This is a genomic window from Corynebacterium lehmanniae (assembly GCF_043161975.1).
Lineage (GTDB): Bacteria > Actinomycetota > Actinomycetes > Mycobacteriales > Mycobacteriaceae > Corynebacterium > Corynebacterium lehmanniae.
Genome location: NZ_CP170998.1, coordinates 2,119,081 through 2,132,813 on the forward strand (window position 1 = coordinate 2,119,081; position 13,733 = coordinate 2,132,813).

Consider the following 13,733-nt stretch of genomic DNA (forward strand, 5'->3'; position numbering starts at 1 on the left):
GCTCTTCGGGGGCTTACTTCTCCTTGTCGGAGGAGCCTTCAGCCTCGCCCTCAGCCTTGTCGGTGGACTTGTTGTCCGACTTGCCGGAGGAACCGTTCATCAGCGTCTCGCTGCCGGTGGCCTTGCCGATCATGTAGGAGGAGGTGTACTCCTCCGCACCGCAGGCGCGCATGACGCCGTCGACTGCCAGCAGACCCAGGGAGATGGCGCCCAGGGCGCCAGCTGCCATGCCGAGCTGCTCCGGATTCTCGATGGAGAACGCGCCCTGGATGCCAGCTGCGCGCTGTGCGCGGTCCTCGTTGTAGATGCCCAGGCCCTGCTGGATGCGGTTGTTCGCATCCTGGATAGCGCCGTTGATCTGCGCGGAGACGCCCTCCAGGCCCGGGATCTGGACCTGGGACAGGATGCCCAGCGGGATAGCCAGCAGCAGCGGAGCGGTCAGGCCCACGATGCCGGCGATGCACTTGCCGTCGAGCTCGCCAGAGGAGCCCTTCTGCTCGGTGCGGGTGTTGTTCTCAACGTTGACGGTGATCTCGATCTCGCGCTCGCCGTAGGACTGTCCATCCGGGCCGACCAGGAGGTAGGTCGCCTTGTAGGTGCCCGGCTTCAGATCCTTGCGCGGGACCAGGGTGACGCCCTCGTCGGTCTTCTTGACCTCTTCGAAGTACTCCTTGCCCTTGGTAAAGATGATGTCGTTCACGTTGTCCGGGAAGGTGACATCAACCGGGGAGTTGTTCTTGATGCTGGTGTCAATCACCGGCAGGTCGTGGTTCTCGCTGATCACATTGCCCTCGGCGGTGCGGGTGCCCTCCGGGTAGATGCCGTAGGAGACGACGCGGACCAGGTCGCCGTTGGAGTTGCGCTCCTCGACGCGGACCACCTTGTTGGCGGAGCCCTTCTTCGCGGTCAGCTCGACGGAGCCGCCGTTGTCCTTGAGGTCAACCAGGTCGTTGCCGCTGACGACGACAACCTTGTTGCCCTCGTCCAGCTTCTTCAGCTCCTTGGCGTCGCCCTCGATGAGGAAGTCGGTCTGCTGACGTGCGCCGGTGGTCTTGGACTCGACGATCTCCAGCTTGTAGCGGTTGATCTCCTGGCCGTTCTTGTTGAACTCGGCGACAATGCCGGTCTCGCCAACCTTGTCAGCCTTCGGACGCAGGACCCACTGGCCGTTCCTCTCCTCCGGAGCCTCGAACGCGTCAGCGCCCTTGACCACACGGAAGCTGTTCTCCTCGTTGACCAGGGTCGCCTGGAACTCAGTGGAGGTGGAGATCTTGTAGGTGTACAGACCGCTGCGCTTCGGCTCGACCAGGGTGATCTCGTACTGCGCGTACGCGCCACGCTTGTCGCTGACCTGGATCAGAGCCTTGCCAGCCTTCTCCTTGCCGGTGACGATGAGCTTGTCGCCGTCGCGCTTGACGTCCACGAACTCCTCGCCCTTGAGGACCTCAACCTTCTCGCCGTCCTCAGACGCGATGGTCGCCTCGGCGTTCCAGCCCATGGTGGTGTTCTCCGGGGTCACCTCAGCGCTGCGGCCCGGGGTGATCTCGAAGGTGTAGCGCTCGAAGACGTAGCCGTCCTCGGAGACGTTCTCGATGACAAGGGTGCCCTTGGCGTCGCGCTTCGGGGTCACCTTGATCTCGGAAGCGTCCTTCGCCGGCTGCTCAGCCAGCAGGTCCTTGCCCTCGGCAACCTGGAACTTGGTGCCGTAGAGCTTCAGCTCGTTGTCCGCGGTGATGGTGTAGTTCATCTCGCGGACCGGGGACGGCTCGACGGTGTAGGTGTAGGTCTTGATCGGCAGATCGCCTTCGACCTGCGGCAGCTTTTTGCCATTTTCGTCCAAGAGCGGGTTGCCATCGGCGTCAGTCTGGTCGACCTTGCCCTTGACGTACTCCACAACCTTCACGGTGCGGGTCTCGCCTTCCGGAACCGGCTTGAACTTCAGCTTGAGATTATCCTTGTCGCCGAGCTTCGAGCCGTCAGTACCCTCGGTGAGATACTCGCCGCCCTCTTCGACGACCAGCCAGTTGAACTCCTTGGAGCCACGGGTGATCTCAACGGTCGCACGGTCCCTGACCGTACGCTCGATCTCCTGGTTCTCCAGCTCCTCGACCTCACGCTTAGAAACGTCGATGATCCAGACAGCTGCAAGACGGCCGTTCTCGTCCTTGACGTGGACGGTGACCTGGCCACCCTTCTCATTGGTCGGGGTGACGATCCACTTGTCACCCTTCTTCTCGAGCTTCGCCACGTCATCGCCCGCGACGATTTCTGCGGTGTAGTCCTTGACGTACTCGATCTCAAGGGTTTCCGGCTTCTCGGACTTGTACTCCAGCTCGCGGTTGTAAATAGTCGGGCCAGCGTTCTTATCCTCGATCAGCTTCAGGGTGTACTTGTACTCGAAGCCGTTCTCGTCAGTGAAGACGATCTCAACGTCGCCAGTTGCATTCTCCTTTGGGGTAACAACCCAGACGTCGCCGTCACGCTCGATGGTGACCTTCTTGTCGCCGTCGCCCAGGATCTTGTAGTCGCCACCGCGGTACTCGATCTTCGCGGTGGAGGTGTTCAGGATCTCGCGGGTGACATCGAACTTGGAGGTTTTGTTCTCCACGGTCACGATGTTCTCGCGAACCTCGCCACTGTCCTCGGTGATACGCACGATGACGGGGCCGGTGTAGTCCTCGCCAGCCTTGACGGTGAGGGTGCCCTTTTCCTCGTCCTCGAGAACATCAACCTCACCGTGCTTCGGCTTGATGAGCTTGCCGTTCTCGTCGTAGCCCAGGCCCCAGTCGATCTCCTCGCCCGGCTTCCACGGGATGGTGGTGACGCGGTCCTCGCTACCGGCGTTCAGGGTGTAGAAGTAGTTGTTCACATTGACGTTCAGGGAATCCTTGACCGCAACGGTGTCGGTGACCTTGATGCGGTAGATGTGCTGGTTGCCCTGCTCATCGGTGATGAGGATTTCGACCTCGCCCTCGCCCTCGAAGTCTTCGCGCGGGGTAATGACGAGCTTGCCGTCCTCGGAACGCTCGACGATGACGATGTCGGAGCCCTTGATGATCTCGAAGGACCACTTGTTGCCGATCTTCTCCGGCAGCTCAATGACCTTGGACTTCTCACCGTAGGTGAAACCTGCGAAGTAGTAGTACTCCGAAACTTCCTTCACACGCTCGTAGTACTTCTCAACGTAGTACTTCTCCACGTCGGTGACCGTGGTGGTCACGGTGGTCTCCGGCTGCTTCACGGTGCTGGTAACCGTCTCGGTCTTTGCCGTGTTGGTGGAGGTGACGGTGGTGACCGGCTGCGTGGTGACGGTCTCGGTGACAACCTCGCCCGGCTTGGTGGTGACAACCGGGGTGTCGGTGACAGTTTCGGTGACAACCTCAGAATTGCCCGGCTCAGTCACGGTGGTGACGTGCGGCTCCGGGGTTACAGTCTTGGTGACAAACTTCGGCGGGTTGGAGTCGGTCTCGTTGACGGTGGTGACGTGCGGCTCCGGGGTGACGGTCGTAGTGACAACCTTGCCTGGTACCTCACGGGTGCTCACGGTGGTGTACGCCGTCGGCAGCGTGGAGCGCTCGGTCACGGTAGTGGCCGGTTTGGTCCGCGTCGTGGTGTAGGTCGTGTTCGGCAGAGTCTTCGTGGTGGTGATCTCCTGCGGGCGGGTCACCGTGGTGGTCACCTCGGGCGTGGTGGGGATCGTCTCCACGATGCTCGGCGGGGTCTTCGGCGGGTTCGGATCCAGACCCGGCTGCGGGACCGGAATCAGACGCTGGAAGGACTTACGCGGCACGATGTTGTAGTCGTACTCGAGCGGCACCAGGACGGTGACGTACTCGCCCGGCTTCACAGTCTTTGCAATCTCGTCGTGGCGGGGGAGCTTGGACAGGTAGTAGCTCGGCTGACCCTTCGGTGCCTGGTGGTGCAAAATGCGGAAACCGGTCAGGTTCTCAAACGCGGACTGGCTCACCTTGCCGTTGACGACATCCTCGCGAGCCTGGTTCAGGTAACCCAGCTGGTTGGACAGCAGCGCGCGCAGAATGCCGTTCTTGGTCAAAATGGCGCCAGCCTTGGACTGATCGCCGTTTGCGTAGGCCTTGTAGTCCTTCTGCAGTTCCTTCACCACGTTGATGGCCGCGATACGGACATCCTCGCTAATGGCATCGCCGTTGCCGACACGACCGGAAGCACCGGTGAGCTTGCGGACCTGGTAGTTGCCGGTATCCCACGGGTTACCGAGACCCCAGTCGATGCACCAGCCCGGGCCAGCGCTGGACGGCAGCAGGTCGATGGACTGGTCGTCCTTCGGGGCCTGCTTCAGCATCTGGTCGTAGCGGGCCAGATCCGCGCCGCTGAGCTTCTCGTAAGCACCAACGATCTGCTGGCTGGAAGTGTTCTCGTTTGCGGCCTCTGCGAGCGGAGCGGATACGACCGCGCCCGTAGCCATAACACCAGTGACCATTGCGGTCATGATGCGCTTTTTCAGGTTTGCGTTATGCAACGTCATAGTCCTTCAACGTCTAGGGAGATATTCGAAGCAGCCTGGAGAGTTCCTGAACACGGACCCCAAAACTGACAGACCCCTATTCAATCGCAATGAACCGACGAAAAGAAGTCCTTAACCCCACTGAAAGCCATAAAAGTCCAGATATTAAGACAAAACTCATAACTCCACCCCGCTGACCTCGACCTTTGTCCAACTTTTCCACACAAAAAAATCGAGTGATCTTCACCACAAAACCCGCAATTGTTCAACAAACCGGCATTGAAACGCCGAAAACCCGGTGCCGTACTGGCACCGGGTTTCACAGGTTAAAGGCGGTTCTTACTTGGAAGAATCCTGCTTCTCAGAGGAGGAAGAGGAAGAGCTTTCGCCCTCGCCCTTATCAGCCTCAGCCTGGGACGGCTTGCCAGAGGAGCCGTACATCAGGAACTCGCTGTCAGTTGCCTTACCAAGCTGGTAGGAGGAGGTCACTTCCTCCTTGCCGCAGGCACGCAGGACCTGGTCGACGATGAGCAGGCCGACAGTGATCGCGCCAAGAGCGCCGGCAGCCATGCCGAGCTGCTCGGTGTTCACGCCCTGGAACGCACCCTGGAGGTCAGCGGCGCGCTGCGCACGATCCTCGTTGTAGATGCCCAGGCCCTGCTGGATGCGGTTGTTCGCATCCTGGATAGCGCCGTTGATCTGCGCGGAGACACCCTCCAGGCCCGGGATCTGGACCTGAGACAGGATGCCGACCGGGATAGCCAGCAGCAGCGGAGCGGACAGGCCAACCAGGGAAGCAATGCACTTGCCGTCAAGCTCGCTGGAGGAGCCCTTCTCCTGGACCGTCGTGTTCTGCTGGGTGATGTTGATGATCACCTTTTCCTTGTCGTTGAGCTTGCCGTTCTCAACCGGAACCACCATGAGCTTGACGCCGCCGTCCAGGTGAGCACCCGGCAGGACATGCAGCTTGCCACCCTCGGAGACCTCAATCTCCTTGCCCGGCTCAAGGCGCTTCTTCTTGGAGCAATCATCGTTGTAGCAGACGTAGACTTCGACCGAGTTCTCGCCACCCTTGACGTTGATGTCAAAGCCCTTGTCGCGGGAACCATTAGCGTTGACGTCCGGCGGGGTAAGACCCTCAGCCGTACCCGGGATCTCCATCTCGACGAGGCGGACCGGGTTGCCCTCGGAATCACGCTCCTCGACAAGGATGGAACCAGACTTGTTCTCAGTCGGCTGGATGAACAGCTGACCCTTCGAGTCCGGCGCCGCGTTGGTGATCAGGTCCTTGCCGCGGACCACGTGCAGAGTGTTGCCCTTGCCCGGGATGATCTTGTCGTTGAAGTCGCGCTTGTAGACAACGCGCTCCTCAACGAACTTCAGCGGGGTCGGCTGCTCCACGATCTCGATCGTGTGGCGCTTGACCACCTTGTCGTTCTTGTCCACCTCGACGACGGTGACGGTCTTGCCGATGGAGTCCTTGCCCTTCGGAGTCAGGATCCACTTACCGGTCCTCTCGTCGATCTTGACGTTGACGTACTCCTCGCCCTCATCAACGCGAATCTCGTTCTTGTTGATGCGGGTGATGGTGAAGCTGCCGTCCTCGGTGAGCTTGAAGTTCTGCTCGCGGGACTCGGAGCTGCCGCCCTTGCCGTTTTCGCCCGGAACAACATCGATGTTGTAGATGACGTAGACGCCACGGTCGTTCTTGACCTTGAGCTGGGTCTTGCGCTCAGCGCCGTCCTTCGGCGTGACGATGATGGTGTTGCCATCCTTCTTCACGTCAACCAGGGACTCGTCGGTGACTTCATACTCGGAACCCTCAGGAATGGTGAGGGTCAGCTTAGAGGTCGGGTTGAGGGTGATGTTCTCCTCGCGCGGGGTCGAAGGAGTGACATCGATGATCCAACGCTGGAACGGCAGATCGCGGGAGTTCAGGTTCTCAATGATGACCTGGCCCTCAGCGCCTTCCTTGAAGTAGACCTTGCCGTCCTCAATGCGGTCAATGAGGTGCTCGCCCTTGACAATGCGCTGGTTCTTCACCGAGATGTTGAGCTCATCCTTGGACTCAGCTTCCAAGGTGCGTTCCTGAACGTCACCCTTGGTGACGTTGAGGGTCCACTCGGCGATGGTCTTGCCGTTCGGTGACTTCTCAGCGACGACAATCTCGCCAACGAAGCCCGGGTTCGGCATTACGCGGAACTTGCCGTCCTCAGTCTTGATCAGGGTGGCGTTGTCCTTGCCCTCAATGATTTCGAAGGTGTTGCCCTCGTTACCCGGCTTGAATTCGGCGGTATTGCGGTCGACGATATCCTGCGTGAACTTCGGAACCTCGTACTCGGTGGCATCCTTCGGCTTCGCCACGATGGTGTAGACGCCGACCAAGATGCGGCCGTCCTTGGCGTTCTCGTCCGGAGCGTACAGGTTAAAGATGCCGGTGCCGTTGTTTTCGTTGTGGATCTTAAAGCCGTTATCGGTCGGCTTGATGTCCCAGTTGTCTTCGTTGCCGCCGGTCTGGATCAGCTTCCAGCCGTCGCCGGAGGTCTTGACGTCGACATCCGTGCCTTCTTCGATGAGGTGGGTCTCAACGTCGACCAGGACGTTGACGCCCGGCTTGATGTCCAGGGTGTAGGTGTGAGACTTGCCCTCGGCGTCCACAGCCTTGAGCACAACCTTGCCCTCGGCGTTCGGCTTCGGGGTGATGATCCAGAAGCCGTCGCGCTTCTCGATGGACTCGATGAGGTCCTCGCCGGAGACAATCTCCGGCTTGTTCTCAACGTTTTCAATCTCCAGCTTGTAGGAGTTGGCGTTACCGATAACGCGGGTCTGCGTGTACTTGTCGGAGGTGGCGTCGATGTTGAACTCGTAGACGTTCTTGTTGCCCGTCTTCTCGCCCTTGTCGTTCTTCTCAAACACCTCGATCTTGACGTTGCCCTTGAGCACGCCGTCGTTGATCTTGACGTTGAGCTTGCCGTCCTTCTCCTCGGTGGTGACCAGGCCCTTGCCCTCGACGATCTCGTAGTCCCAGCCTGCCGGGATGTCGATGTTCTGGTTCACACCGGAAACGCCCACGTTGAAGTAGTGGTTGTTCACGGTGACCTCGCCGGTGGTCTCCACGGTGGTGGAATCGTTGACCACGTCGATGACGTACTCGTGGCGGTTGCCCTCGTTGTCCACGACAACGATGCGAACCTTGCCGCGGCCTTCCTTCTTCGGGGTGATCTTGAGGATGGCGGTGCCGTCCTCGCGGACCTCCTTGGTCACCTCGACCAGGCCGTTGGAATCGTCGACGAAGTCGATGTCCCAGGAGCCGAGGTTCTTGACCTCGATCTCCTCGGTCTTCTCGCCGGTGCGGAAGTCGAAGGCGTAGTCGTAGTGGCGGAAGTAGCGCTCGACCTCCTTGGTGGTGGTCTTCTCTTCGCGCTGGGTGCTGGTGACAGTGGTAGCCACGTACTTCGTCTCCGGCGCAGCGGTGACGGTAGCGGTGGAGGTCACGGCCGGCTTGGTCTCCGTAACCGTCTCAACCTTCGGCTCAAGGGTGCGGGTGGCGTACTCGGTCTGCTTCGCGCCGGTGACGGTGGTCGTCGGGGTGACGGTCTTGGTCTCGGTGACGTACTCCGGCTCGCCCACGACGGTCTGGGTCACGGTCCGGGCCGGGGCGGTCTTGGTGATGGTGACGTCCGGTGCGGACTCCTTCTTGGTCTCAGTGACGGTGGAGACCTCCGGGCGGCGGGTGGTGGTGACCGTCTTCTCCGCCTGGGTGACGGTGGCGATCTCTTCCTGCACCGGCTGGACGTACTGCGTCTTGGTCACCGTCGGCTGGACGGTTTCTTCCTTGATGTAGTCCGGGGAGCCGACCTCAACCGTCTTGGTCACGGTCGGGCGCTCGGTGACAGTCTTGGTCGTGGCCGGTGCGGTCACCCACTCGGTCTTGACCGTCTGGCCTTCCTTGACGCCCGGCTCGAAGCCCTCGAGGCCCGGCTGCGCAATGGTGATGATGCGCTGGTTGGTCGGCTCCTTGGACAGGTCCTCGTACACGTTGTAGGAACGCGGCAGCAGGATGGTGACGTACTCGCCATCCTTCACGTTCAGGCGGGAAGAAGCAGCGTCGTCCAGAGCCAGGTAGTAGTTGGCCTGGCCGCTCTGCTCGAAGTAGCTCTTGCGCACCTCGAAGCCGGTCCACTGCAGGAACTGCTGCGCGGAGATCGGCTTCACGCCCGGAACCTGGACGTTGCGGGAACCGGCAACCCAGCCGCGCAGGAGGTTCAGGGTCTCCTTGTTGTTGGACAGCAGCGCCTGCAGTGCCACGTTCTTGGACATTGCGTCGGCGTTCTTGCCCTGCTTCACGTCCGTGAGCATGAGCTTGGTCAGGTTAATGGCGGCGCGCTCAATGTCCTCGTCGATCTTGAGGTTGCCACCCATGTCGCCGTTAAAGCCGTAGAAGCCGGAGGTGCCGTCGAGCTTGCGCACCTCATATGCAGTGTTGGTGCGCGGGACATCGAGGTGGCGGTCGATGCACCAGCCCGGGCCGAGCGGGGTCCAGTACTGGCCCGAGTCCCGGTTCCACTCCTGCTTCAGGTTGTAGTCGACAGCGACCTGCTCAACGGAGGAGTCGAGGGCGGAGTACTGGCTAGTAATACGCGAGTCTGCGTCTGCGGCGGGAGCGACAACGGCTGCACCACCGAATGCAACTGCACCGGAGACCAGGGTGGCCATGATGCGCTTTTTCAGGTTTGCGTTATGCAACGTCATAGTCCTTCAACGTCTAGGGAGATATTCGAAGCAGCCTGGAGAGTTCCTGAACACGGACCCCAAAACTGACAGACCCCTATTCAATCGCAATGAACCGACGAAAAGAAGTCCTTAACCCCACTGAAAGCCATAAAAGTCCAGATATTAAGACAAAACTCATAACTCCACCCCGCTGACCTCGACCTTTGTCCAACTTTTCCACACAAAAAAATCGAGTGATCTTCACCACAAAACCCGCAATTGTTCAACAAACCGACGGTCAGCGGTCCAGCGGGCCCGAACTTCTGTCGCCGCGGACCCGCTTGAGCACATTCTCAGCGGAAATCAAACACATGGGCACGCCCACCCCCGGCGTCGTGGTCGCTCCAGCGTACATCAGCGACTCCACCTTCCGGCTTGTGTTGGACCCGCGCAAGAACGCGGACTGCCGCAGCGTGTGCGCGGGCCCGATGGACCCGCCGGACCAGGCGTTGTAGCGCTCGGCAAAGTCCGCAGGCCCGAGCGTTTGCTTTACGACGATCCTCCGGCCCAGCCCCGCAACCCCACACCGTGACGCAATCTGCTCGATCGCCGCGTCCGCGATCCGCTGCACCTGCTCCGAGGCTTCGCCGCGGTACATGTCGCCGTGGCCCACCGACGGATCCGCGGGCACCGGCACCAGCACGAACAGGTTCTCGTGGCCGGCAGGCGCCACAGACGGATCCGTCGCCGACGGCTTGGACACGTAGATGGACTGCGACGCGCCCAGTGGGCGGCTAGCAACCGGTCCATTAAATACAGCATCGAAGTCGTCGGACCAGTCGTCGCTGAACAGGAAGTTGTGGTGGGCCAGCCCCGGGATTTCGCCTTCGACGCCCAGCATGACCAGCACCGTGCCCAGGCCGGGGTCGCGCGGGGCGAACCAAGACTCGTCGTAGGTGCGCTTACTCTTCGGCAGCAGGCGGGTTTCGGTGTGGTGGAGGTCCGCGGCGGAGATGGTGAGGTCGGCGGGGAGCCTTTGGCCGTCGATAAGCATTACGCCCCTGTCCTCGATGGCCGCGACCTCGGAGTTGAAACGGAACCGCGCGCCGTGTTCGACGGCGAGCGCGTAGAGCGCGTCCATGACCGCGGCGAAACCGCCCTGCGGATACAGCACGCCCTGGGTCAGGTCGGTGTGGCTGAGCAGGTGATACATGCTTGGCGTGCGGCTCGGGTGCGAGGAGAGGAACACCGACGGGTACGTGAGCATCTGGCGCAGGCGCGTGTCCGTGAAGCGCTTGGCCACGAACCTGTCCAAGGGTTCGGTGAGGTAGCGCGCGAGGCGGGCGTACTGGCCGCGGATGCGCTTCAGGGGCTCGAACGAGCGGAAGTTGGTGTACAGGAAGTTCTGAATGGCCAGGTCGTAGGTTTCCTCTGCGCTGTCCAGGTATTCCAGCAGCTTCGCACCGGCGCCGGGTTCGAGCTGCTCGAAGAGCTTGGCGGCGTTGTCGCGGCCGGAGTGGACGTCGATGGGCTCGCCGGTCTCCGGGAAGAGGCGGTACGCGGGGACGAGCGGCTTCAGGTTGAGAAGGTCCTCGGTGCGCTTGCCGAAAAGCCCGAAGAAGTGCTCGAACGCGTCCGGCATGAGGTACCAGCTCGGGCCGGTGTCGAAACGGAACCCGTCGATGGTCTCGTTGCCGGCGCGGCCGCCGTGGATGGGCAGCTTCTCCACCACGGTGGTGTCGATGCCCTCCCGGGCGAGCAGCGCGGCAGTGGCCATGCCGGCCACGCCGGCGCCGATCACGATGGCTGACTTCGGTTGCTCGTTCATGGCTTCCTCGAATTCGCGAGCGCTTTTGCTGTGAGCGCTACTTTGAGGTGGTTGGGCACGCGGACGCGGGTGGTCTGCAGCTCGGCTGCCGGGGTGGCGGCGATGCGGGCGTTGAGCTCCCGAAACAGCGCCTCGGCGGCAGCCACTCCCCCGCGGGCCGCTGGCGGCAGCAGCGGGATGACCGTGTGGGCGCGGTCGAGTTCGTCGGCGATTTGGCTGGTGAGGGAGGACTTTAGATCGTCGTCAAGCGGGGCGTTAAAGTACGCGCGGCCGAGTGCGCGGCTGTCCTCCCCGAGGTCGCGCAGGAAGTTGACCTTCTGAAACGCGCTGCCGAGCGCGCGGGCGCCCTCCTCCAGCTCGCGGCGGTGCGGGGTGTCGCGGCCGCGCAAGAAAATGTCCAGGCACATCAGGCCGATCACCTCAGCGCTGCCATATATATAGGTATCCAGCTGTTGCGGAGTAAATTCCGTCTGCGTCAGATCCGCGCGCATGGAGGCGAAAAAGGCCTGTATATGCTCGGGATTCAGGTGGCACTCGCGGTAGGTGCGAGCCCACGCATGCAGCACCGGATCCGTTTGGAAGCGGTGGGCCGGGGCGTGCAGCACCTGCTCCTCATACAGGTCGAGTGCGGTTTCCGGGCACTCGTTGGCCTGGGTGGTGGTGCCGTCCACGATCTCGTCTGCGATGCGCACCACCGCGTACAGGTTCCGGATGTGGGTGCGCTCCGGCTTCGGCAGCGTGCGCACCGCCAGGGAAAAACTCGTGGAATACTGCGCGATCACCTGCGCCGCCGCCTTGTCCGCCATGGCGTCGAAGCGGGAGAGGTAGGTGTTCACGCCTTGGCAGCTTACCGTGGGGGTGCAACGGGATTGGTCGCACACGGATTCTCACTTTCGCACTTTGTCTACCTGCGGTTTCGAAGTTTGATTCGTAGTGTGGGGACGGAACGTGTGAATTACGTGCGCCGATAGGTAGTACTACGCTGCCCCTGGCCACCGAGCATGACCACATGGGCGTGTTCTAACAAAGGCTCCAACGCGTAACGCAACTGCGCCGGCGACAACCCCGTGGTGGCCTGGAGTTCCTTGAGTGTGACAGCGCCGGCGGGCGGAATCGCCTCGTAAACAGCAGGAACATTCTTTCCAAGTGCGGCGAGACTGTCGGTCGGATCGGCGAGCTCCCGGTGCTGTCCCGTGGACTGCCCGGGCAAGGAGAACACCCCGTCCGACTCCACGATGGCGCCAGCGCCTACAAGTTTTCGCAGCATGTTTCTGCAGGACTGCGCTCCAAGTGGCGAGTAGCGCTGCGTTATTGCTTGGAAAGAGGCGGCTCCATGATTCTGCAGCTCTACAAGCAAATCCTCTTCTGTCGGCGTGAAATGTTCGCCAATGCTTTGCAACCCTTCCAGCCAGGAGTTTTGCTCTTCCGTGAAACGCGAACCGCGTGGGAAGAGCACTTTGAACTCCACGCCGTTGTCAATGAAACGCGGCTTTGGCAGGCGAGCTTCCCGCGTCGCAGCCAAGATTTCCTGGATGCCGCCGCCCTCGCCTTCGATGACGCGCTCACCATCTTCTGTTCGGAGGTAGCGCGCTATCTCGTACAGCCTCTTGTTCACCGGCGATTTTGTCAGAGCGGGGCTCTCTAGCTGTGACACAGACAGTCCGCGCAGCCCACCCGGGCTGACCACGATGAGCATCCGCTCCGTGATGCGAATTTCAACCTTCTTGCCCACATCCACCGAAGGACCCAAGTCCCGGTGCACCAGGGCATTCGCCAACACCTCGCGGATCGCACTGGGAGGAAACTCTGGTTCGTCCACCAGGTGCCCGCTGCTCGTGTACCGGCTGACGGTGTCTGAATTCTGCCGAATCCACTCCATAGCCTCCGTCAGCATCACCGGCAAAGGCCCTTCTATCTCTGTGAGATTCCTGTTCCGGCCCACGCCCTCACCGCGGGAAAGGCGCACCGCAGCCGTGGCGCCGAGTGCCGGCTCAACAGACTGTGGCAAGTACCCCAGTGCGTACAGGCCGCCGAAGCGGACGTTGCCCTCACTGTCGGTGACGTTGGTGACCTGCAGCAGCTGAGCATCGTCGTCGATTTTGGAGATGCGAGAGCGAGAGCCCCGCACAGCCTTCAAAAACCCCGTGAGCACCTCATTGTCCAGGACTCCAGCATCAGTTCCCGGCACGGACTCGAAATCGAAGTGCGACTGCTGCCTTTCGGCCAGCGCCGAGAGCTCCAGCATCTTCAGGTCGTTGGAGTTCATCACGTAATCGCCGTCTGCCTGCCGCAGATACGGTTTGCCGTCGTAGTTCGCAGGCTTCTCGGAGGGCAACAGTGGCGTGACTTCAACGACCACCACGTTCTTCCCCTCCAAGGACAGGTGCGTGAACTCCAACTGTGGCGCGGGTTTGACCGCCGCCCGGTTCACGCTGGTCACCTTCTTTTCCATCTGCGCTGGGTGGTCAACCCCGGTGACCTCAAAGCCCCTGCGCTCGCTCACCCCGAGGAGAATTGCGCCCGATTGCGGCATGTTGGCAAACGCGCACAGCGTTTCCCCAATGCTTTCTGGGACTCCCCCACCTGCGGTTTTGCACTCAACCAGCGTGGTGTCATCTCCAAACGCACGCAACTGGGAGAGCGTCTCGCGCAACTGCCCCTCAGTCCAAGTCATGGTTGTGAGTGTATTCTCACTTTCGCACTTTGTCT

Annotated in this window: 5 protein-coding genes; all 5 read right to left on the minus strand. The window is 61.2% G+C overall.

What is annotated here, in order from left to right; all coding sequences use genetic code 11:
• Positions 1–13: 13 nt before the first annotated feature.
• Entirely contained in the window at positions 14–4,504 is a 4,491-nt protein-coding gene (locus ACF3NP_RS10165; protein ID WP_392398657.1) for a hypothetical protein, read from the minus strand.
• A gap of 318 nt (positions 4,505–4,822) precedes the next feature.
• Positions 4,823–9,235, minus strand: a complete 4,413-nt coding sequence (locus ACF3NP_RS10170; RefSeq protein ID WP_392398658.1) for a hypothetical protein — start codon at positions 9,233–9,235, stop codon at positions 4,823–4,825.
• A gap of 259 nt (positions 9,236–9,494) precedes the next feature.
• A complete protein-coding gene (gene crtI, locus ACF3NP_RS10175) occupies positions 9,495–11,024 on the minus strand; it encodes a phytoene desaturase family protein (RefSeq protein WP_181889420.1) in 1,530 nt (509 codons plus the stop codon).
• Positions 11,021–11,860 carry a phytoene/squalene synthase family protein gene (locus ACF3NP_RS10180; protein WP_338026631.1) on the minus strand — a complete coding sequence of 280 codons (840 nt, stop codon included), beginning with the start codon at positions 11,858–11,860 and terminating at the stop codon, positions 11,021–11,023. The genes crtI and ACF3NP_RS10180 overlap by 4 nt, the downstream gene beginning before the upstream one ends.
• 119 nt (positions 11,861–11,979) lie before the next feature.
• Complete coding sequence (locus ACF3NP_RS10185) at positions 11,980–13,698, minus strand: ATP-binding protein (protein WP_181889419.1); 1,719 nt, start codon at positions 13,696–13,698, stop codon at positions 11,980–11,982.
• Positions 13,699–13,733: the final 35 nt, after the last annotated feature.

What these genes read in the sequence shown, in the direction of transcription:
- ACF3NP_RS10170 (WP_392398658.1), bottom strand. Translation starts at nt 9,235, where the DNA reads ATGACGTTGCATAACGCAAACCTGAAAAAGCGCATCATGGCCACCCTG.
- ACF3NP_RS10185 (WP_181889419.1), bottom strand. Translation starts at nt 13,698, where the DNA reads ATGACTTGGACTGAGGGGCAGTTGCGCGAGACGCTCTCCCAGTTGCGT.
- ACF3NP_RS10165 (WP_392398657.1), bottom strand. Translation starts at nt 4,504, where the DNA reads ATGACGTTGCATAACGCAAACCTGAAAAAGCGCATCATGACCGCAATG.
- crtI (WP_181889420.1), bottom strand. Translation starts at nt 11,024, where the DNA reads ATGAACGAGCAACCGAAGTCAGCCATCGTGATCGGCGCCGGCGTGGCC.